Source organism: Rhizobium sp. ZX09 (genome assembly GCF_017357485.1).
Classification (GTDB): Bacteria; Pseudomonadota; Alphaproteobacteria; order Rhizobiales; family Rhizobiaceae; genus Agrobacterium; species Agrobacterium pusense.
The window spans coordinates 2,299,093-2,321,782 of the sequence record NZ_CP031363.1 but is presented as its reverse complement, the minus strand read 5'-3'; the positions used below and the strand labels follow the sequence as shown (position 1 = coordinate 2,321,782).

The 22,690-nt window shown below is 56.8% G+C and carries 15 protein-coding genes; 9 read left to right on the top strand and 6 right to left on the bottom strand.

The features are described from left to right. Window positions 1-234: 234 nt before the first annotated feature. The 3 genes from BTN45_RS11525 (at window position 235) to BTN45_RS11515 (ending at window position 5,498) form a co-directional block, all read left to right on the top strand. Complete coding sequence (locus BTN45_RS11525) at window positions 235-3,309, top strand: AAA domain-containing protein (RefSeq protein ID WP_207587833.1); 3,075 nt, start codon at window positions 235-237, stop codon at window positions 3,307-3,309. Between the two features lie 87 nt (window positions 3,310-3,396). Beyond that, complete coding sequence (locus tag BTN45_RS11520) at window positions 3,397-3,972, top strand: hypothetical protein (RefSeq protein WP_207587831.1); 576 nt, start codon at window positions 3,397-3,399, stop codon at window positions 3,970-3,972. A gap of 59 nt (window positions 3,973-4,031) precedes the next feature. Then, the gene (locus BTN45_RS11515) at window positions 4,032-5,498 is read left to right on the top strand and encodes a hypothetical protein (protein WP_207587829.1); all 1,467 of its coding nucleotides are present in this window, start codon (window positions 4,032-4,034) and stop codon (window positions 5,496-5,498) included. A gap of 35 nt (window positions 5,499-5,533) precedes the next feature. Here BTN45_RS11515 and BTN45_RS11510 read toward each other — a convergent pair whose 3' ends face one another. Together BTN45_RS11510 and BTN45_RS11505 are read right to left on the bottom strand one after the other, a co-directional pair. Beyond that, window positions 5,534-7,294 carry a hypothetical protein gene (locus tag BTN45_RS11510; RefSeq protein WP_207587827.1) on the bottom strand — a complete coding sequence of 587 codons (1,761 nt, stop codon included), beginning with the start codon at window positions 7,292-7,294 and terminating at the stop codon, window positions 5,534-5,536. A 290-nt stretch (window positions 7,295-7,584) separates the two neighbouring features. Then, the gene (locus BTN45_RS11505; protein WP_207587825.1) at window positions 7,585-9,327 is read right to left on the bottom strand and encodes a hypothetical protein; all 1,743 of its coding nucleotides are present in this window, start codon (window positions 9,325-9,327) and stop codon (window positions 7,585-7,587) included. A 507-nt stretch (window positions 9,328-9,834) separates the two neighbouring features. Here BTN45_RS11505 and BTN45_RS11500 point away from each other — a divergent pair. Further along, entirely contained in the window at window positions 9,835-15,144 is a 5,310-nt protein-coding gene (locus tag BTN45_RS11500; RefSeq protein WP_207587823.1) for an ATP-binding protein, read from the top strand. A 432-nt stretch (window positions 15,145-15,576) separates the two neighbouring features. On the opposite strand, the gene BTN45_RS11495 is transcribed toward BTN45_RS11500, so the two are convergent. After that, a complete protein-coding gene (locus tag BTN45_RS11495) occupies window positions 15,577-15,921 on the bottom strand; it encodes an ethanolamine utilization protein (RefSeq protein WP_112766996.1) in 345 nt (114 codons plus the stop codon). Window positions 15,922-16,149: 228 nt separating this feature from the next. After that, window positions 16,150-17,043: an AraC family transcriptional regulator gene (locus tag BTN45_RS11490; RefSeq protein ID WP_004443590.1), complete on the bottom strand. Its 894-nt coding sequence runs from the start codon at window positions 17,041-17,043 to the stop codon at window positions 16,150-16,152. A gap of 172 nt (window positions 17,044-17,215) precedes the next feature. Between BTN45_RS11490 and BTN45_RS11485 the strand changes: the two genes are divergently transcribed. Further along, window positions 17,216-17,956, top strand: a complete 741-nt coding sequence (locus BTN45_RS11485) for an SDR family oxidoreductase (RefSeq protein WP_207587822.1) — start codon at window positions 17,216-17,218, stop codon at window positions 17,954-17,956. A 165-nt stretch (window positions 17,957-18,121) separates the two neighbouring features. After that, window positions 18,122-19,078, top strand: a complete 957-nt coding sequence (locus tag BTN45_RS11480; protein ID WP_004443587.1) for a zinc-binding alcohol dehydrogenase family protein — start codon at window positions 18,122-18,124, stop codon at window positions 19,076-19,078. Between the two features lie 24 nt (window positions 19,079-19,102). Here BTN45_RS11480 and BTN45_RS11475 read toward each other — a convergent pair whose 3' ends face one another. After that, on the bottom strand, window positions 19,103-19,987 hold the full coding sequence (locus tag BTN45_RS11475) for a LysR family transcriptional regulator (RefSeq protein WP_004443585.1): 885 nt from the start codon (window positions 19,985-19,987) through the stop codon (window positions 19,103-19,105). A 151-nt stretch (window positions 19,988-20,138) separates the two neighbouring features. On the opposite strand from BTN45_RS11475, the gene BTN45_RS11470 reads away from it, so the two are divergent. Beyond that, the gene (locus BTN45_RS11470) at window positions 20,139-20,798 is read left to right on the top strand and encodes a hydrolase (RefSeq protein WP_112556987.1); all 660 of its coding nucleotides are present in this window, start codon (window positions 20,139-20,141) and stop codon (window positions 20,796-20,798) included. A gap of 235 nt (window positions 20,799-21,033) precedes the next feature. On the opposite strand, the gene BTN45_RS11465 is transcribed toward BTN45_RS11470, so the two are convergent. Then, window positions 21,034-21,525, bottom strand: coding sequence for an Lrp/AsnC family transcriptional regulator (locus tag BTN45_RS11465; protein ID WP_207587821.1), 492 nt, complete (start codon window positions 21,523-21,525; stop codon window positions 21,034-21,036). A 161-nt stretch (window positions 21,526-21,686) separates the two neighbouring features. Here BTN45_RS11465 and BTN45_RS11460 point away from each other — a divergent pair, with 161 nt between their 5' ends. Both BTN45_RS11460 and BTN45_RS11455 read left to right on the top strand, forming a co-directional pair. Continuing rightward, window positions 21,687-22,253, top strand: a complete 567-nt coding sequence (locus BTN45_RS11460) for a hypothetical protein (protein ID WP_004443577.1) — start codon at window positions 21,687-21,689, stop codon at window positions 22,251-22,253. After that, window positions 22,240-22,647, top strand: a complete 408-nt coding sequence (locus tag BTN45_RS11455) for a PPC domain-containing DNA-binding protein (RefSeq protein ID WP_004443574.1) — start codon at window positions 22,240-22,242, stop codon at window positions 22,645-22,647. The genes BTN45_RS11460 and BTN45_RS11455 overlap by 14 nt, the downstream gene beginning before the upstream one ends. Window positions 22,648-22,690: the final 43 nt, after the last annotated feature.

Sequence of the window (22,690 nt, the reverse complement as noted above, 5' to 3'; positions counted from 1 at the left end):
CGATCTGCCATGAGCGTTGATACCCGCGAGGCTGCCGTGGAAAGCCCGATTATTTCTGCCGTGAAACCGGTCGAGCGCTCGGCCTCTCCTGTTTCCCGAGTAGCGTCCGCTCCGGCAATAACAATCCGTCCTGTCCCAGAACGTCCCCCTGTCGGGAATGATCCCGGAAGCATCCTCTCGGCTTGGACCGCGATGGAGGTCTTGTCTCCTCCGTCGTTCCGAAAGCCCGAGGATTTGGCGCGCGGCGATCGATACCGTATCGCCCAAATCGATAAGGACGCGCTGCCTTGGGAGAATGGCGGCGAAAGAAGCCGTCCCAATCAAAAGCTTTACTACCAAGTCATTCTCGGCAGTATCGACATGGAAGCTGCCGTTTCGGCACTATTAGCGGTTTACACCGACAGCCGGGCGGAGCGCCCACAAGCGCGCGGCGAGGCTGTGCTCGCGACGATCATGGTGGACCGGGAGGGGCGTCCGGTCGAGAGCGAAGCCGTTTCTATTTCCAGCTTCGGTTGGGGAATACCCGTGGCGCTGGGCGGCAGGCTGAGCGATCTAGGACAATGGTCGCACGCGAAAGAGTCGCTCGTAGAGGGGTTGGCGGCAAAGATCGTAGTTGCCGACAGGGACGGAAATCCGCTGCCGCTCACCCATAAGATGATTCAAGACGCTTATGATTGGCTGGTACAGGCCGTCAGCCTGTCTGCACAATTCGTCAGGCCACCGGCGTTTGCCGTTCGGTCGTATCAGTATTTCAAGCTGCAAGATCCGCCTGAGTCCATTCTGCTCAACTCGTTCTTCCTTGATGATCTGGTAGCGGCACGCGCTCTTGTGGCTTCCGGCAAGGCGACGTCCAACCTGAAGCGCTATTTGGGCGCACTTAAGCCAAGCGGTCGCCGAAACCTCATGAAGGACAACGAGACGCTTTCAGAAGCGCTCGAGCCCCGGAAATTCCCGTTAGGATCGTGGCCGGGCGACGGCCGGCATTCGCTGGCACTCCTTCAGCAATGCGCGGTCAATCTTGCCCTTCACGACCTGAAGGCGGCCGGCATTCTCGCTGTGAACGGTCCGCCCGGCACGGGAAAAACAACCCTTCTTCGCGATGTCATCGCCGCGCTTGTCACCAAGCGGGCGGAAATTCTCTGTTCCTATGACGAGCCGGAAAGCGCCTTCATCCATTCAGGGCAGAAGCTGAGAAAGGGAAGTTCCTTCGTTCACCTCTATCGCCTGGACAACAAGATCAGGGGATACGAGATGATCGTTGCCTCCTCGAACAACAAGGCCGTCGAAAATGTCAGCGCCGAGCTTCCCGCCATGCAAGCGATAGCGGGTGACGCCGGCGGCCTCCGATATTTCAAGACCGTGTCTGACGCGCTATTGGAACGCGACACTTGGGGTGCGGTTGCTGCAGTGCTCGGCAATGGCAAGAACAGAAGTGATTTCCGGCAAACCTTCTGGTGGGACGATGACGTCGGGCTCCAGAGGTATTTGCAACAGGCCAGCGGCAATCCTCAACTGATCACTGAGAAAACAGAGACAGGAACGAGGCAAAGACCGCCGCATGTCATCGTCAAGGAAAACGCACCGGAGGATCATGATGAGGCCCTGCGGCGCTGGAGAAAAGCCCGTCAGCATTTTCGCAAGGTAGCGGCATCTTCGAAATCGGCACTGGCGGAATTGCAGAAGGCCCATGACCTTTTGCGATCGATCCGGCAAAAGCAGGAGACGGTTGATGGTCTCACCGTCGAAATCGAAGCGATGCGCCCGGTTTTGGCGCAACTGGCGGAGAACGCCGGAAAAGCGGTGTCCGCTTTTGATGTCCAGAAGCGGAATGTGGAAGCACTGGATCAGAATCGAGCCGCCTTATGGAGAACGCGGCCCGGTTTTCTCAGCCGGCTGTTTGGCACGCGGGTTTATCGTTCATGGCGCGAGGCATACGATATCCTCTCGAAAAAGCTGACCTCCGAGAAGGTAGAGCTTTCGCGTCTGTCGGCAGATGCTGAGACGAAAAGGTCGGAATATGCGCGGGCGAACGGCGAGCTACAAAAAATGCAGGCTTCGGTCACCGAACTGGCCGAGACACTCCGGTGCGAACGGGTTGCATGCGAAGATCTCGCCCGCCGATATCCCGGCACGTTCATTTCAGAAGAGTTTTTCGACCAGCGTCATCAGGACAAACAGAAGAGTGCGCCCTGGCTGGATGCGGCTACCGCACGTTTGCGCAACGATGTTTTCGAAGCAGCGATGGCATTGCATAAGGCGTTTGTTGATGGTGCCGCAAAGCCGATCCGGCATAACCTCAATGTTCTGATGAACGGCTTTGGCACGCGTTCGCTGGGAAGTCCGGAAAAGGACGCGCTGATCCCGGACCTCTGGTCCACCTTGTTCCTGCTGGTGCCGGTGGTTTCCACCACGTTTGCTTCGGTCTCCCGCATGTTCAGTAAAATCGGACCGGAATCTTTCGGCTGGTTGCTGGTGGACGAAGCAGGCCAGGCATTGCCGCAGGCGGCCGTGGGCGCATTGATGCGAACTCAACGAGCGATGGTCGTCGGCGATCCGATCCAAATCGAGCCGGTCGTCGTTCTGCCTGACCAGTTGACCGAAGCGATGTGCCAGCAATTCGGGGTCGATCCGCTGATTTACAACGCGCCAGGGGCTTCGGCGCAAACACTGGCCGACAGCGCCACGGAATATTACGGAACATTCGAGACCAAGTTTGGAACCCGTGAAGTTGGCATGCCTCTTCTGGTTCATCGACGCTGCGCCGAACCGATGTTCAGCATTTCCAATTCCATTGCCTACGAAAACCTCATGGTGCAGGCGAAGGCAGCCAAACCTTCCGCAATCCGGGACATTCTCGGTCCTTCCCGATGGATCAATGTCGAGGGGCGGGGGCAGGAAAAATGGTGCCCGCAGGAGGGCGACGCGCTGCTTGGCCTGCTACGCCAACTACGAGATAAAGGATGCGCTCCCGACTTCTATGTCGTGACCCCGTTCGTCGTGGTGCAGGATCGTACGCGGGAAGTGTTGCGTACCAGCGGCTTGCTCGAGGGGTGGGTCGAAAACCCCTATCAGTGGGTCAGGGATCGCATCGGCACGGTTCACACTGTTCAGGGCCGCGAGGCGGAGGCCGTCTTTTTCATCCTGGGTGCTCCGGATGCCCAGCAGCGAGGCGCGAGGGGCTGGGCTGGCGGTCGTCCCAATCTCCTGAACGTCGCAGCGACAAGGGCTAAGGAAGCGCTTTACGTGGTAGGCAATCGGAACCTATGGAAAACAGCAGGCGTGTTCCAGTCGCTCGATAATTTCCTCTGATGAGCCGGATCGCGTCCGAAAACAATCGCTGGTCGCAGAATTCATACAACACGTATCGAGAGGGATTTATGGCGAACGGAGGAGGGCATGACTGATGGCTGTATTAAAGAGTTCGAGACTGTCTCCCTGATTTTAAGGTCGAGCTGCGAAAGCAGAGGTGTCGATGGCTTTTGTCTCGCCTGGATCAAGCTGGAAAGACAATTACGCAAGCTTGCAGCGAACATTGTCTACCAAGCCTCCACGGTGCGTTACTCGGATCAGGCTTGCCTCCGAAAGGCGCTTTACGACAATGCCGGTCTATCTCACCGCACGTTCATGGGGGCGATACATCATCTTAGCGGAATGAGCGTGAAAGACCTCATAGGTGAACGCTATCGAACCCTGAAGAATGCTGTCGATGCATCATATTCGATAAGGCAGAAGATTTTCCACGGCCAGCAAACCGAGAAAAGGCTCGGGCGGGAGGCATTGATCGGCCACATCGATGATGTTCGTGAATGGTGCGGCGCGCTTTCCGATGCGTCCATGCATCATTTTGGCTATGACGGGTTTTCCGGAACGACATCGCTTTTCAAAACCAATAAGCCGGAATTGATCGCTGCTGTTGACAAAGCGTTGCAGCCGAAGGGATGGGAAGAATACGTGAAGACATTTCAGCGTTAGTTTTCCTTCTATTCTGCTCGGTGCTCGACATTTTTTGATCGAAAAGTCATTATTTCCTCATGAGTCGCGCTAAACGCTTAATCCTTTTTCCCGACAGCAACTTATTTTTTCAATGCAGGGCGCTCGGCGAACTGCCGTGGAAGGAATTGGGCGACTATGATGAGGTCGAATTGATCGTCAGCCGCCCAGTTCAAAAGGAGATCGACCGTCATAAAGGAGGCGGCAACGACCGGCGTCAGAGACGCGCCCGCCAGATCGCGTCGCTCTTACGAGAAGTAATCAAAAACAAGCTGGCACCCCAGGATATCTGCGACGGCCCACCGGAGGTAAAGCTTACGCTGCGGGTTGACCTCAAACCCGATGTAGGACTCACCGATAAGCTTAATTATGCCGAGCCAGACGATACCCTTGTCGGGATAGCGCACGGATTTGCAGGTGGTGTGGTCGACGCCGATGTGGCGGTCCTGACTGATGATACAGGTGTAATGGCGTCGACTGAGGCGGTCTCTCTAACTTGCATCGCGATTCCCGACGAATGGCGGCTTGAACCCGAAGCTACCAAAGAGTCGAAAGAACTTAAGGCGGCGCAGGCGGAAATAGCCCGATTACAGAAACATGAACCCACTTTTAATGCGGAATTTTTCGATTCAAACGGCAGGCCGGCTTTATCTCTCGACTACGAGTTTGCCAGGGCTTCGGCGTTGACACGGCAGGAAATTAGAGCACTTCTGGATCAAGCTCGCTTAGTGTTTCCTTTGCAGACCAATTTTGCTCCACAGTCAATACCTGTTCGAGGCCCGCGCGGCATCTCACTTGAATCGCTTCGAGGCATGCGAAGCCCACCCAACGAACAGCAGATAGCAGAATATAACGCGGCCTATGAGGCATGGCTCTCGAAATTGGAAACGGCGCTCGGGAAGATTCACCTAAAGCTCCTGCAAGATAAAACAGAAAGTAACTTCTCCTTCGTGGCGCAGAACTCCGGCACACGCCCGGCAAACGATGTTCTGGTGGAGATCGTTGCCAAAGGCCCGCTTTTAATTAGCCGTCCGCCGGATAAAGACGATGAAAATGAAGATAATTACCCCCTGCCTGTTCCTCCAGCCGTGCCAGAATTTCAATTCTCTGCGCTCGGCTCTATGTTTCGAGTGTCGAACATGTTTGGGCCGGGCTATGGGATAGAGCGCGAACTAAGACCGTTGGTCGATCCTTATTTCCATCGAGGGCGCGACGCGGAAGGGTTCTACTACAAAGGCGGTCATCGTAAGATTGCGGGGGATAGTCTCAGGCTAGAGTGTGCTCTGTGGCGACATGGAAGGGAGCCTGAGAGCTTTCACGCTGTGATCGAAACCGACGCCAATAAAGATGCCAAGGGCATTGTGGAGTTTCGAATACATGCAAGCAATCTTTCGAACGTAGTTTCTTGCCGGATTCCCGTCAGGATAACGTTCAAGGCCTTTTCGACATATAAATATGCTTCGCAACTGATTGATGCATTAACGCCAGCGAAAGGCGAAGGCTCATAATCAGCGATCATTCATAGCAGCAGGAAGGGCGATCCCTATGGATGCCAACGCTCGCCTATAGCTGCACGTTCGTCCTGACGACGGGCATCCCCCTCGTAGCCTTCAGCAATCGAGATGAGAACGGCTGAAACGCGCGGATGTGAATTTCCATATCGTGCGGCAAGTCCACGATAGCGACCCGCCAGCTTGCGCTCCTGTTCGCCACCGTCGTATGGCCCACGACTAGTGACGCCACGAGCATTTCGAACGCCCAGATCAAATTTTTCGCGAAGCTCCCCATTTTCGGAGCGATCCAAAAAGTCCAATATCACCACCGGCAACCAGTCATCCCAAGGACGGTGGCGTGCAAAGCGTGCGAGTAAAGCTGCGAAATGTGTTTCGGCAACTTCCTTGCGATCTAGGTCACTTGCTTGTCGCATCGCTTCTTCGGCCCAGACGTTGAAATCTTGCTCGATTATCTCTCCGTCTTCGCTCAGCCCGGGAAGTTTATTCCAGCCCTCAAGCGTATGAGATGCCAGTTCGGCAAGGAATTTCCGGCGATCTGGTGATATCTCTTCTTGCTCCGGATCGTCCCTTCCGTCTCTGCGACGATAGCGCCAACACAGCAGTTGAACAAACAGCGATGGATCACTTGCCAGTTTTCGATGCATCGCCAAGGTTCTTTGATGATGGCGATGCCCATAGCGGCATAGCAGCGGTACGAATGGCAGTTCCAAAGTTGCGATCCGGTCATTTGAGATCTCGTCAGAGTCATCAAGGCGTTTAAGCACTTCGTCCAAATGATAGGAGTCTGGAAATGGACCATCCGACTCTTGCCCATGCGTAATGGCTTCCAGAATGCGTTCCCATTTCTCTGGAGAGAGTCTATCAGGTGAAAGACTCATTGCAGTAAATGCTGAACGTGGACGTTCAACATCAAGCAGCTTTGTTATAGCGTATTCAGCTTCTTCCGATGGTGTGTCGTCCCATAATCTGACCGATACAGTCCTCCAATAAGTGGTCGCAACGTCACTTCCTAGTTCTTCAGCAACTGTCCATCCCGGCGCGCGGCCAGGAAGGTGCTCGGCTAACCGATACTTTGCGTCGGCATCCTTCAAGATGCCCGTTTGAGAGAGAATTGTCACAACGGCGTTGAGATCGGTCCATCCGGAGGTCCAGAGCACTTGGCGAAGGAAGGTATTGACTGATTCGCTCGGTTGATGCTGGAGCGCGCGCACCGCCCATTTCGCCGCTATCTCCGGAGAGGCTTCTGGCGGCACCACAACTTGGGCGACAAGCTCGGGGTGCTTGACACTTAGCGCGAAATTGAAGACCTGATCCTCACCCATTTGCTCTCGGATTTCCATGATGGCCCCGATGCGCTTCCGCTGTATGCGAGCATCCCGTTCCTGCCACGATAAGCGTCCCTTCTCCTCATCTTCGATCAGAGATCGCCACTCGACGTGCGGACTGTCGAAAAGCCAGCGATGGCGGGCAGTCGCAATTCCAGCCTCCAGCGCAGCCTCCATCCTGCGAAGAGCAACCACTACGTTGTTCTCGTCTTCGCCGTCTTCGAAAGTACGCATGACCTCACGACGCCGGAGGTCATTCCGGAGGCCCGCCTTGTCTTCGTCGTCAGCATCTGATGCCCAACGCTCGACCTGCTCAACCAAGCGGCTCAAATCGTCAGGGTGCAAACGTGGGGCGATTTTCAGCAGCTCTTCCAACTCAGCTTTGTCAAAAGGAGCCAAATCTAGCAAAAGGCGGCTTGCTTCAATCGCAGCATCCCGAACGTCAAAGTTCGTCGGGATAGGCACATCATGTTCCAGTGCACGCCACTGAGGTCTTGTGGGTCTTATGGCGAAACCGGGGCCGGTGCTGGGAAGTAGCGAGATGCAGACACCAATCGCCGCGCTTCGAAACTCTTTGGATAATCTCCGTAATACTTGCATCCGCTCCACGAAACCAAGTGCAGTTGCCGGCAGCCAAACGCGGAAAAGCGACCGCGCGGTTGACGCGGGTGAGTTTGACCAATTGTCATTTATTTTAAAGCGCTGAAGGTCAAACGCGATTCCGGCGACGCGCGAGAAATGCGTAGGATGCCACGCTAACAGCTCAAGTGCCCAGAGTAGGTTAGTGCGAAGACACTCGCCGCCGCTTGGTCCTCCTGTCGTTCCCATGATTGCCTGGATGGAGGGTTGGGGGCGTTGAAGCTCCTCCTCCAAACAATCGAGAAACGCATTTGGCGAGGCTTCTGCAAGCATTCGGAGATGGCCGCGGATTGAAAGACAGCGTTCATCATTCGCATTCTGCATAAGAGAACGCACAACTTGCTTGCGCGATACGCCAAGTCGATTTGCAGCCTGTTCCCGCATATCTCAGCGCCATGGAATGCTAAAATGCACAAAGTGTCACCGAGCCCAGATAGAAGCGCGCCGGAATAGCTTTGTGCTTTACCCAAAACATTCGCCATCCACCATTGATCCTGGGGAAGATCCAGAGCCGGGTCCCGCTCACCCAGCAATTCTGGCACGAGCTGGAAGAAGCGGTCGAGATCGCTACGCTCAATATATGGTCCGATTGCGAATAGGGCATCAAGTTGAGAAACAACAACGTTTACGTTGCCATATTTCGCTATTGGCGCGTCGTCGAGCGCTAACAAATCATCTCGAACGCGTTCTGTTTCGCCATCACCGAATTTTCCTAAAAGCTGAAGCACGGTGGTGTCGTGAAAGTGCTCCCGCTCAACCCAAGCGCCTGCCAGAGCGAAGGGCAGAAGTTGTTTGGCTGATGCCCTACCTCGCGCCCACACCGGTCGTCGAACCTCTGGATCAGGGGAAAGTTGACGTCTTAGCACGGGAACGGAATGGCCCGCCTTTCGGGCAAGAACCTCAGCATCCTCCTCAGCCAATCCCATTGCCTTAAGCTCAGCGCGAAAGGCGTGGCATGGCACATGAGAAAGCTGCACCGAGTCCTGAACGTCGACACGACCTCTGGGATATGCTCTAACAATTGTGACATTGCGTCTATCCCCAAAGTCAGATTCCTGCCCCTCCGGAATATCCGCAATCGCGATCAAACGAGAGGCACCAGCAGTCGGAATTTTCGTTTTGCCGGAGGTTACGACCAAGGTTCGATCGAGCAGGTCAACGGCATCTGCTTCGATTAAGGCGGCGACAACAAATGCGACCGCCTCTCTCCGGTCGTCTGCCTGGACCGAGACCACGTGGTCGCCATCTCTGAGCTTCTTTAGAAGCGTGTCAGATTCATTATGTTTTCGGGTTGCAACCAGGCACATGGATATTGGCGGTATGGAAGCCGTCGACCACTTTTGCCACCATTCGTGAGGCGTCAACAAGTCCGGGTTGGCTACTCCAAGAAGTTCACCTAGCCAGCGGGAGGTTGCAGGTGCTTCTTCAAGCCAAGTTTCGAGGTCGATAGCATCGTAGGCATAGACTGCCGCCCAGGAACCTTCCCGGCGCCGCTCCGCAAGCCAGTCATCTTTCGTCTTCCAGCGTCTGGGGGTAACAAAAATAAAGCTGCTATTCTCGCGTTCATCCCGAAGCGTTTCTGCGGTTCGTTTCTCATAATCACTGTCCGCCTTCGCGCGCGGCTCTTGGTTGCACCCCATTTCCCAAACGCTTCGTCCTCGTGGTACCCAACCCGTTGCGTTCTCGGTCTCGCACTGACCGTCGAGACCTGGTAGATCGACGGCTTCATTGCCAGGGAAACGCAGGGATGACAGAGATGGAGTAGTCTCGCGTATCAATCGGCGGACCAGGAGCGGCAGGTTCCTTCGGCACTCCTGACGGTCCGCCCATTGGCGAATGGCCGTTTCATCGACTGGCATAAATCCCCCCAAAAGCCTTCCATTAGAGATCCGTGCAGAAAGAAAATCCCAAATCAGTTTGAGATAACCGTGACTGTCCGAAGTCTATCATGGTCCGGCGAAGCTCATAGACAATGAAGTGAATAGTTTCACCTCGGCCATTCAAAGCGGAGTTAGCTTAGGCAAGGCCGGCCTTCGGCGTAAAGCACCGCTCACCTCCACTCCAGCCTGAAGGCAGCACCGGATCGGGCGAGAGTAAGTTGTGCGCTTGATCTGGCCGATATCAATGGGATCGTTGAGCATGTCGGCCTTACGAGAGCGGCTGCCACGGATTGCGTACGTCCCATATTTTGCTGCCAGCGCGCAAAACGCTTTCGCGATTGAGCAAGTCCGCGATGCATCGAGCAGATATGCCGTCGGCATAGTCCCTTGCCCGATTGCCAATGCCGCTTAATATACAGCGCCTGCGCCGCGTATACTGCTCGCGCGCAGAAGACCCTTTCAAAAGACAATTCCCAGTAGGACGCCTTGACCGACACACTTGATCAGAAACCAGCCTCCACGGAACTTACCGGCGGTGCAGGCTTCACGTACGAAGACACGGTCGTTGCCTACTACCTCACGCATCTGCTGCGGCATGAGCGCGCGGCAGGCCAGCCTGGAATCGTCACCAGCGTCGCCGTTCAACGGCAAGGTCACGGTCATCCGATGGACGACGTCATCGTCGGGCTCGACGATGCAGGGACAAAAAGGTCGCTGGATCTTCAAGTCAAACGCTCAATCACGATCAGCGGCGCTGACAAGCAATTCAAGGAAATCGTCACGGCCGCCGTAAAGACGCAAGGAGCCGACGCCTTCGTTAAAGGTTCGGACGCGACTGGATTTGTCGTTGAGCATGTCACGGATACGACATTCCGAAGCCTTTCGCGGCTGATCAGCAAGGCGAAGGCGAGCCCTGATGCCAAAGACTTCGAAGAATTCTTAGCGCCGACAGGCACGGCCGGAGCAGATGACAAGAAATTGCGAGAAGGCCTGCGGCCCCTCATAGGCGCAGCAAATCTGGATGAGGAAGTCAGCTTCTACCGGGGTTTTACCGCGCTCCATCTAGCCGGTTTGGAAGAAGGCGGAGCGCTTCGCGTCGAGATCGTCAATCGCCTGCAAGAGCTTGTTGCGGATAATGTGGACGGTCAGGACATCCTCCTTTTTGACCGCCTTTGCCGCATTGCGCGCGAAGGCGCAGCTAACGCGGCTAAATGGACTCGTTCATCTTTGCTCGCTCAATTGCAAGGCTCGGTGCGTCTCAACGTGGCACCGAACTTCAGCGACGACATTAATAGGCTGAACGCTGCATCACTCGATGCGCTCAACGATGTTTCCGAAACTGTTGATGATTTTCATGTTGCGCGCGACGGTTTACAGGCGGAAGTCGCCCAGGCGCTCCAGAAGCATCGCGTTGTTTCCATCGGTGGCCTGCCGGGGTGCGGTAAGTCGGCGGTGCTGAAGCACTTTGCTGCCAACGCGGCGAAGTCAGGACCGATCCTGTTTCTCAAGAATGACCGACTGCAAGGAACGAGTTGGACAACGTTTGCAACAGCACTTGGTCTGCGCCACAGCCATGCGGCCGATCTTCTCGCTGAAATCGGTGCTTCTGGTACGCCCATCCTATTCATCGATGGAATCGATCGTGTCCGGCCAGATCAGCAACACATCATCACCGATCTGATCCGCGCCATTGAGTCCGACCCCACTCTCCAGTGCTGGAAACTTCTCGCTAGCTCGCGCGACCAAGGGCTCGAGGCCTACCGGGCTTGGTTTCCCCAGTCTTTTTATTCCGAAAAGGGTATGGGTAGCGTTTCGGTAAAGGGGTTCTCCGACGATGAGGCGGAACTCCTTGCCAAATCGAAGCCCAACCTCCGCAGTCTTCTTTTCAGTCCCAGCTCAGCAGTGGAACAGATCGCCCGTCGCCCATTTTTTGCGGCGGTTCTTGCAAAGGCTCTTCCGCAAGACGCCGAGCCGCAAACCGAAGTCGACTTGATTAACGCATGGTGGCTGCGGGCCGGGCACGACGCGATACCAGAAAAGGTGCCGCAACGTCAGCGCGCACTCGTCGATCTCGCCGAACAGGGCGTGCGTAATCTCGGCAAGAGAATCTCTGTCCGAGATCTCAAGCCGGAGACCGTCGAACATCTGGTTGCGCTTCAGGCCGACCACATTCTGCGTACCGAGCGCGGCGGCGCGATAGTGTCCTTTACACACGACATATTCTTTGAGTGGGTTTTCTTCCGCCTGCTTATTGAGCTTGCCGACACATGGCCTTCAGCGCTTGCCGCCGCAGGCGAGCCACCTTTGCTCGGTCGCGTGGTGGGTTTGCTCGCGCAAGACGCACTTACCGAAACGGGTTTATGGACAGCCGGTTACGCCAAACTTGAGAGCTCTGCTCTTCGTGCCCAATGGCGGCGCGAATGGCTCACAGCCCCGCCTTTTACAAGCGCGTTTGAAAAAGCAATCGACGAGTTTACACAACGCGCCGAAGCAAACGACTTTGCGCTATGCGAAAAATTGCTGGTGTGGTTTCAGGCGCAGCATACCGTACCAAGTCCCATCATCATGCAAAGCGGCATTAGGGTCGATGGTATGGACCCCGTTCGCATGGCCGACCTCCTAGGATGGCCTTCCGATGGAGTGGCATGGGGACGCCTGCTTGACTGGATTATCGCACGCCAGCAGACGTTACCGGCCCGTCTTGTTCCGCAGGTGCTCGAACTCTTCAGCGTGTGGCAGAATGCTCTCGCAGACTTCAAGAACAATCGTTCGAAGGATATTCTGGCCACATGCAGTGCGTGGCTAATCGATCTCGAAGCCGAAATTTATGCCGAGGGCTATCCGCGAGCACGCGGAAAATGGGACGTACTCAGCAGCGAAGCGCAGAAGAGTCTTGCGACAGGATTGCGAAGCATCATTCTCCGCTCTGCCCGCGGTTATCCCGAATTTGCGGTTGCCCTATTTGAACGAGCTGCCGGCAACAAACAGATACTGCGGTCAGCATTCGACGATCTGATGGGCTTCACGCCGATTATGGCAGAAGTAGCACCGCAGGCAGTTGAAAAGGTCGCCGAAGCGAAACTTATACAAGAGTTGCCGCAGGAGGCATACGACCGCCGCCTTCGCGAAGAAGCGGAACAGGTTGAACGGCGCCAACAGATCGCGGCGATCCCAGAAAAGAAACGCACGCGTCAGCAAAAAATGGCGTTGTCGTCGACGCCGTATTTTCCGACAAGCTATTCCGAGTTTAGATTGGACGATATCGGCCTAGAAGCACATAACAGCTACTTCCACCCTCCGTCAGCGCTGCACGAACCTTTCGCCAGCCTACTTGCGAAGAGCCCCAGCATCGGACTTCGCCTCATCACCAAGCTTACAAACCATGCGACCACCGGCTGGCGTCAAATCCATAAATTTCGCCGTCGCGAGCACGGCACGCCAATCCCCGTCGTGCTTGAGTTTCCGTGGGGCCGGCAGGAATTCTGGGGAGATTGGCACGTCTTTGGCTGGGGTCTTGGAATGTTGGGCTCCGAACTGCTCCAGTGCGCTTATCTTTCGCTCGCTTATTGGGCGTTCAAGGAGATCGACGAAGGGCGCCCCACGAGCGACGTGATCAAGCAAATCCTCGAAGGCAGCGAATGCTACGCATCGCTAGGGCTGTGCTTGCGCCTCGCCATCGAGACGTTCGAGGTCTCCGAAACCACGCTGCCCATCGTGACATGCCAGCGCCTCTGGGACCATGATTTTGCGCGCCTCGTCCACGAGCCGCAGAAGGATATAGACCTATTCGGGCTCGGGTTCCTCACGCAATTGAAAGGCGAGAAGGCCAAGGCGAAGGCATTTCTTGAGAGCCGGGAATACCGCAAACACGACGTGCGCGAGCTCGCGATGCGTTTTGCCATCAGCAGTGACATGAGTTTGCGAGACCGTTTCAAGAAGGCGCTTGAGGCGTTTCCCGAAAATCTTCCGTATATCGTGGAAGAAGAACGCGAACACCTGAAACGAACGAAGGATTTGAAGGAGAAAGCGGAGCTTTGGTCCGGCCTCGGCAATATCGAGAATTATCGGCGGTATAAAACGGAAAGCGATCAAATCGCCATCGGCTATGAACCGCCGAAGCCGCCGCCCGAGGCGACACAAGAACGAGCTGCCAAGGCCACGGAATCGTTGAACCAGCAACTCGTGCTTAATTGGGCCCACAAATCCTTGAACGAGGGCAAGCCTGCCGAGGAATGGACGTTGGCAAACGCCATCGCCTTTGCCAAAAAATACGACCGCGACGACCTATTCGACGAACGCGCCGATGTCGGCCTCCATGCGATCCAAAGCGGCGTCTCCGCTATCGCCGCGTGCGTTATCAAATTTGACGAAAGCGATTCACCGGATCGGTCATGGGCGTGGAACGTGATGGGACGCGTTCTGAAAATGCGGGAACCCAGCGATTTCCATGGATCGAAGATTCCGTGGCATCCTTCTTTGCACCTCATTTCCGCTCTGTTCCATGACCGCAAGAGCGGCGCGCCTCGTTCGGACTCCCCTGCAAGCCTGATCCAGCTTGCGAGTCATCCGAACGAGGATGTACAGGTCATGGCTTTCCAGGCCCTCTTTATGGACCCCGACCCGCATGTGAAGTGGGTTGCCGCGCATTTCGCGTTCGATCTCGCGCACCACATCGATCCGATCCGAAATGAAGAGACCTTCGAGCGCGACGACACAGCAGATCGAGATGCGCGCAAAGCAGCTCTCACGAAGGCACTGCATGCACTCGGTGTGGAGACCGAGGAGGGTTTTGAGCCTCTGCCACCTGCGTGGGTGAAGGCATCCAAACAGAATAGACGTGCGGAAGACTATTGGACCGCCCCCAAGCGTTCTTTCGATGGGCAATACGCCGCCAAGCTCTTCGCGCACTTTCCGATTGAAGAGTGGTGCCGGTCAGATGTTTACCGTCCAAAAATCCAGTCGCTTCTTCTCGAGCTCGTGCGCTGGACCGCCGAGCGCCTGATGCCATCTTGGGACGACAGAAAGACGCGCCGAGACAAAGATACCTCTCTTTTCGAATGGGATCGCACCTTGGGCACAATGCTTGCCCGCGCCTTGCCGTTTTTTGATCTGCAATGGGTTCGCGACAATTTCGTCAAGCCGTTCTGCTCGAACGACGAGGAAGGATTGCGCGTGCTTGCGAAACTCGCGGATAGCATCGTGACCCGTCATATCCTCGATGCCAAAGACATCCCCGAGAACGCCCTGCCAGTTCTCGATGATTGTGTACAACGGGTCATCGACGACAGAGCATTTGCGCCGAACGGTTATCGTGCGGGTGAAATCTACGGCTACGATATGCCGAACCTCATTAAGGCGCTTCTTTTTGTGAACATCGACGCAGATTGTCCGGGAGCTGCGCGGTTTGTGAATGGCGATTGGAGCGGTATCGCAATTATTATGCCTCTCGTGACGAAGCTCGTTAAAGCGACCGGATGGTCAACATATGTCATGCAAAACTTTTTGAGCCTGTGCGAGCGTGCAGGGGCGTCTTATCCAATCGATGCCTTTATTGAACAAGCTACCGCAGCATTGGAGTCAATCGAATACGCAAAAGGAAGTTGGGTAGGAATGTCATTGCCGGCGCGGCTTGCAGCCGTCATCCAAAGATTAGCCGAAGCGAACTATCCCCTTGAAGTTAATCGCGCACGAGGATTGCTGAAGCTCCTCGACGCATTGATCGACCTCGGAGACCGGCGCAGTGCGGCGCTTGAACAGGATGAGGCGTTCCGCCGTGTTCAGGGCCCAGTTGCTTGATTGGACCTTTCTCGGCGCCGCTTCCCTTCGGCATTACAGGCGCGCGAGTCGGTCGAGATGCGTGTTTCAAGCTCTGCAGGCGGCGGCAGGCGTTCCTTTAGCCTGACAAAGTCGATGGTCGATATTGTGGCAGTGAGAGTCTGCTTTTGGTGCAAGGCGGAAACCGTTTCCACGTCGATTGACCAGGCGCCAGAATCTCCAAGTCTCTGTGGGTTCAGGCCCCCGCAACCAAAATTACGGAGACTATCAAGACCTTATCGGCCTCCTAACGGGAGGCCGAAGTCGTTTTTAGGTCTAGCACAAATCCGGCCCCGAGCACGCGCGGCAAGTGGATGCACCCAAACACAGTCGAACACTCCGAAAACAACCCAGCTTCACAAAGTCCCGGATGCGACCCTGGCCCGAAGCCATGCTTGCCTGTGCCGATCACGTCTACGGCTGCTGCCAATGAGGATAGGTCACATAAGCAGTCAACGCTCCTTCTTCTTGAGACCGGATCGTAACCCTGTCGCCTTTCTGCATGGCGATGATCTCTCCCGGACCTGCCATCACCGTCTTGTGGCTATCGGAAACGGTAATACTTCCTTCCAGGATGACCATCGTGTCGTGTACGGCCATTGTTTCTTCGAGAATCTGGTTTGGTCCATAACGCCCGAATCCGATAGTGACCGGCCCGCCATGACGCTGATCGAGGAGGTTGGCGGTGAAAATGTCACCGTCTTGTCCTGGTGAGCGTTCAAATGCCGCATCAGCAATGGCGAATTTATGAATGACCATACATTGTCTCCTTAAAGGTTTTGCCGTGCGTGGAGCCGCTTTGAACCGCAGCACGTGCTTGTGCACTCCGCCGAGAGGCTTCTTGTCTGGCGATAACGCCGAAAATCTTCATTCAGGATGGCAGCGTTGATCATCAACACGCCGAGGGAATAACCGGAATAGGTCTTCAGTGTTCCGTTTTACGATTATTGCTTGCGGAAGGCTTTGGCCTGCCGTTCCCGGAAGAGTTCAGCGCTGCAGGTCGGCGACGGGCGCCGTGCCAAACATGCTCTTATACTCCCGACTGAATTGCGAAGGGCTTGCGTAGCCCACGTCATACGCCACGCGGGAGACATTGGTGCTTCCGGAGGCGAGAAGCTTTCGGGCTTCCAGCAGGCGTATATGACGCTGGAAGGCCAGGGGGCTAAATCCCGTGACAGCCTTGAAGTGCCGGTGAAAAGAGGTGACGCTCATGCCGGACGAGGCCGCCAGCTCGGGAATGACAATCGGTTCGTTGTGATTGGTGGCAAGCCAGTCGGCCGCCGTCTTGAGTTGCTGGAACCGGTCGTTTCGCCGTCCGACCTGCCGAAGCGTGTCGCCCATCGAGCTTTGCAGCAAACGATAATAGAGCTCGAACTCGTAGTGTGGCGCGAGCGCGCCGACGTCATCGGGCGTGGCCAGAAGTCCGACAAGGCGAACAAATGCATCGCCGACAGGTCCGTTCAGATTGTCTGATGCGACCGCACATGTCCAGCGATCCTCATGCTTGGGCATGTCGAGCACGACACGCGTGAGCATTCCGATATCGAGATGAAGGCTCATGCCGATGTAGGGAAGCTCTGGCGTCGCGTCAGTCAGCTGGTGGATATAGGGCAGGCCGAAGGACGATGTCGCGCAGTCGCCCGCCAGCAGTTCGAAACGATTGGCGCCCATGGTCAAAACCTTCGTGCCCCGTAGAACGGCGTAGAACATCGGCTCGAACACCGCCGGTGTGGGTGGCGTGGTGCGTGTACTTGTCCATAGCGTCAGGCGCGGGACAGGGGTCGGAATGGCAACGGTTCCCCCCTGACGCTCAACAAAGGGAGCAACGTCCTTCAGCAGTTGGGTGATTGGTTTCACAGAGCCGGCCATCATCTCAGGCATGTAGTGATTTGGAAGGATCAGGCAAGTCTCTGGGAAGATCGGGCATGTAGCTTTCGCCGTGCCCGCCTATCTTCAGGCTTAACGAATTGAGCTGCCACGATCCCCGGTAATCAGGTGGAACATACCTCGAGACCGCGCATCGGGGCGACATGAGATTGAAAGGGTCCGGATTATGCAGGAACTGGCTGGAAAGAACGCTCTGGTAACGGGTGGTTCGCGTGGCATAGGCGCAGCAATTGCGCGCGCTCTTTCTGGGAAGGGAGCGAATGTAGCAATAACCTATGAGCGGTCAGCCGAGAGCGCCGCGCAACTCGTTCTGGCAATTCAGGCCGAGGGGGGCACGGCCGTCGCGATCCAGGCTGACAGCGCCGATCCGGCCGCAATACAACACGCCGTGGACGAGACGGTTCGGGCTCTGGGCGGCCTCGACATTCTCGTCAACAATGCCGCGATAGGACGATACAATAATATTGCCGATTTCGCAGTCGAGGATCTCGACGCGTTGCTGGCGGTTAACGTCCGCGGGCCTGTTCTGGCGTCGAAGGCAGCCATTCCACACCTCAAGGAAGGTGGCCGGATCATAAATATCGGCTCAGCGGGCGCGGATCGCATCGTCGGCGTCCCCGGTACGGTCTATTACATGACCAAGAGTGCGCTTCAGGCATTCAATCGCGGACTTGCGCGAGAATTGGGTGCTCGGGACATCACGGTCAATCTCGTTCAGCCGGGATCGACGAACACCGATTCGAATCCCGAGACGGGAGAATCAGCGGACTACCAGCGCAGCCTGAGCGCGCTTGGCCGCTTCAATCAGCCGGAAGATGTCGCGGCCGCCGTCGCTTTTCTCGCAACGCCTGCCGCCCGGCAGATCACAGGGACGATCCTTACCGTCGACGGCGGCGCGCTTGCGTGAAAGCGCACTGCAGCCGGTGCTTCGCACGATGAAAATCGGACGGGGCACCGATCGGTAACCGATCCCTGTGGAAAAATCGGCGCAGTCTGCACATCCCTTCGTTCCCGAACCGCGAAGCGAAAAAATAGCGTCGCATCATGCTCCCTGCCAGCCAAGGAAAAATACATGAAAGCCGCAGTTTACGACAACCCCGGTCCTCCTACAGTTTTGAGATATGCTGATGTGCCCGATCCGGTTTGCGGGCCGGATGATGTGCTTATTGCCGTCGAGGCGATTTCCATTGAAGGCGGCGATCTGATCAATCGCCGGTCGACACCACAGCAATCCCCGTGGATTGTCGGCTATGCCGCTGCAGGGACCGTGATTTCCGTTGGTAAAAATGTCCGCGACCGGGCGGTCGGCGAAAGGGTGGCTGCATTCGATATGCAGGGGTCCCATGCAGAACTCTGGTCCGTCCCGGCCTCGCGCACGTGGCTTTTGCCGGAAGGCGTCGGAATGGCACAGGCCGCGGCCCTGCCGATTTCGTTCGGCACGGCTCATCATTGTCTGATCACCAAAGGCGGCTTGCAAAAGGCAGAGACAGTTCTGATACAGGCTGCCGCCGGCGGCGTGGGTCTGGCTGCCGTCCAATTGGCGCGTGACGCGGGCGCGACCGTCATTGCTGCGGCGGGCGGTAGTGAAAGACAGGCACGCCTGCGCGGCCTCGGCGCATCACATGTCATCGATCGGCTGGAAAAGGATGTCGTTGAGGAGGTTCTCCGGCTGACCGGTGGCATGGGGGCTGACCTCGTCATCGATCCTGTCGGTTCGACTTTGCAAGCGTCCTTATCCGCTCTCGCGCCCGAGGGTCGCCTCGTGTTCGTCGGGAATGCAGGTGGCGGCAGCCTCCATGCCGATCTCTGGCCGCCGATGCAGAACAATCAAACGCTGCACGGTGTCTTCATGGGGCCGCTCTTCGAGAGGACGGCGGTATACGGAACTGTCATCCAGCTTCTCAAGGCCGTGGCCGAGGGACGCATGGAGGTCGTGATCGACCGCGTGTTTCCGTTGAGCGACGCCTCGATGGCACATGAGTATGCGGAGAGAGCCAAGCCGCTTGGCCGCGTCGTGATGACACCTTGAGGTTGCTGCCACCCATTCATGCGGTCAGGCGCTTGAGCCCTTCCCACTGCCGAAGCACTCGATCAGCATTTCGGTCAGCACCCGGACTTTTCTTGCGGGATGCTGACCCGGCGGCCGGACGACATATATCCCGGCCGGGGGTGGAGGATGACCTTTCATCACTTCCACCAGTTCGCCCGCAGCCAGATAATTTTTGACGAGGTCGTAAGGCAGCACGGCGACTCCCAATCCGGCCGCCGCGGCGACAGCAAGAGCAACTCCGTTATCGGCCTTGAACTGTCCCTGCGGACGAACGGTTATCACCCTGTCTCCGTCCATCACCTGCCAGGTTTCCGTGCCTTGCATGAGAGCCTGATGAGCCACAAGTTCTTCGGGTGTTTGCGGCGAGCCGTGGACCTTGATGTAATCCGGGCTGGCAACAAAAATTCCATAGAGCGGACCGACGCGTCTGGCGACGAGGCTTGAATCCGGGAGGTTCCCGACCCGGATCGCGCAATCATATCCTTCGGCGATCAGATCCACGAAACGATCAGTGTAGCAGGTCTGGATCTGAAGCTGGGGATAGCGGCGCGCCATTTGCGCAATCACGAGCGCGAAATGCGTTGGGCCGAAAGAGAGCGGCGCTGCAATCCGCAGACGCCCGCGAAGCTCACCAGCCGGAAGAATCGTCTCCCGCGCCATATCGATGTCGGCTGAAATCCTAGCGGCATAGTCCCGGAAGGTGGCGCCCGCCTCCGTCAGGGAAGCGCCGCGTGTGGACCTGGCCAGAAGCTGAACGCCAAGTTCAGCCTCAAGCCGCGCCAGCCGCCTGCTGACCATGGACTTGGATATGCCGAGCCGCACTGCGGCCGAAGAGACACCTCCCGCATCTGCAACTTCGACAAATGTCCTGATGTCTTCGATATCCACTCTGCGTTCCCCATTCTGCAACACAGCTCAACGCTGACAAGGACTACCGCATCATAAACAGGAATGACAAGTTTCCTCCCGCGGCAACGCCCGAAGGGATGCAGGTCCCTTGCGCAAGCGCCTCGATAAACCGCCAACACAGGATGAACCCATGACCTTTCGTAACGGCCTTGATTCACTTCTCCGCCCCGAAGATTCCGTCCTCGTTCTGATTGATCATCAGCCCTATCAGCTCGCAAACCTGAACAGCCATGATCCGCAGGCTGTGGTCAATCTCACAACGGCGCTGGCGAAGCTGGCCAAAGCCTTCGATGTTCCGACTGTCCTCACCAGCGTAATTGCGGCACGCGGCGGACTTCTCTTCAAGCAGATCACCGACGTGTTTGCTGATCAGCAAGTCATCGATCGCACCTGGGTGAACACCTGGCAGGACGAGAATGTAGTGAACGTTGTCAAGGCGACCGGCCGCAAGCAGCTGATCATTGCCGGACTGTGGACCGAAGTCTGCGTTGCAATGCCCGTGATCCAGGCCGCTGGCGAAGGCTGGGACGTGACCGTGATCACCGACGCATCCGGCGGGATTTCGAAGGAATCTCATGAAGTTGCCATCCAGCGCATGATCGCGGCCGGCGCAAATGTGATGACGGTAATGGCGCTTGCGGGTGAGTGGCAACGCGATTGGGCCCGCACCGAGCATGTTGAGGAGCTGACCGAAATTCTCATCCAGCACTTCGGCGGCAGCGGCATCGCCTATCTCTGGGAGCAGCAGTTGCTCAACACGCCGGCCCCGTCCACCAAGGGCGGCCACTAAAATAGGGCGGGATGTTGGGGTGCCGGACGGAGAGCTGCGGAAGGCCCACCGTCGCAAGCTTCTTCATCCCAGCCCTGCATCCGCATTGCACGAGAAATCGTCCGTGGCGAGTTTCGTCATGAAGCTGTTACCGAAAGGGTCGCTTACCCATGGTGCGGGGCCGCGGGCAGGAGCTTAAAAGTGCCCGTTGCATCACGGGTAATGCAACGGGCGCTTATCCGACCTACAAGTGTTTTCAGGTCGGACGAGACGGAGGCTCGGTATCGGGCACGACCGACAAGGTGTGCTTGAGACATTTGAGTGCAAAGCAGGAGCGCGAATGGCGCACGCCCTCGATCTTGTAGAGCTTGCGGCGCAGAAATTGCTCGCAACCTGCGGTTCCCGCCACCGCGACCTTGATGAGATAATCATATTCGCCGGTGGTCAGATAAGCTTCCAGCACCTCTGGAAGAGCCGCCATGGCTTCGCCGAAGCGTTCCAGAACCTCATCATCGTGACGCTCCAGCATGACCTCGATGATTACCGTCTCGGTGAAGCCTAGCTGCGCCTGATCGAGAATTGCCGTATAGCCGCGGATGACACCTTCCTCTTCCAGCCGCTTGACTCGCTGCCAACAGGGGCTGGGTGAAAGTCCCACCTTCTCGGATAGTTCCGTATTGCTCAGCCTGCCGTTTTGCAGCAGGGCGCGGAGTATTTTGCGGTCGATCCTGTCGAGCGGCTTCGTCATGCCGGTCTCTCCCAAACATGCAGCAAAAAAATCTGTCGCCGATCAGTCGGCGTGCGAAAGAAGTGTCTTGGTTTCGATGCTTTGGCTGCGCCATTCGAAAGCACCTTCGGCTGGTTTTTTAGTACCGTACTGCATGGTACAGGCAGCAGGGAGGAGCGGGCATGGCACCGATATCGCAGCAGCATTTTCCAAGACCCAGGACGTTGATCCATCCCGGTATTTCCGCGCCTGTGCGCATCAACAGCCTGCGCTCGCCCTCGGCGCGCCATGTCCGGCTGTTCATCAAGCCGGGGCGCAGCCTTTACGACGGCATCGTTCAGCCGCTTGCGGGGGAAGGCATTGAAAGCGCCTCCCTGACCATACTCGGAGGGCACTTCGATGGATTGTCCTATTGCGTTGCTCCGCCTGATCCGTCCGGCAACGCCGTCATCGCTTATACGAAGCCCATCGACGCCGGTGCGGCGTGGCTCATCTTCGGCAACGCCACCCTCGGGCGCAGCATGAAGGGCGAGCCGATCGTGCATTGCCACGCCGCCATGCGAACCGCGGCGGGTTTGGTCAGGGGCGGTCATTTGCTGACAGAATCCTGCATTGTCGGCGAGGGTGGCATTTCCGCGCTTGTGACCTCGCTCGACAGTTTCCTGTTGCAACAGTCTTTCGATCCCGAAACGAATATTCCCCTTCTTCAACCGAAAAATCGCATGGAGCGCGCCGATGAACATGCATGATATTGTCGAATCCGGTTCCATGGGGCGCGTGGCCTATGCCCGCATAGCCCCCAATGAAGATCTTGTGCTCGGTGTCGAGAAACTCTGCCTGGCCGAGGGCTTCCGCAATGCCTTCGTGCGCGGTGCGCTGGGCAGCCTGGTGGATGCGTGCCTCGGCACCCGCAGCGGCGATTTTCTGCAGATAAGCGGCCCCGCCGTTGAAATCGTTTCGATAGCCGGCGAAGTACGTGCCCAGCCTGATGGCTCGTTGCGCGCTGCGCTGACCGGCGTTGTGGCTGATACGGAGGGGGCGGTTTACGGCGGCCCCTTCATCGCAGGCGCCAACCCTGTCTGCATGACTTTCGAGGTGACGCTGGAGGAATGGCTGCCGACGGAAAAATCGCAAGCGGCGTGAACAAAATAGGACGAGCAGGGGCGCCGTGTCGCCAAACGTCCCT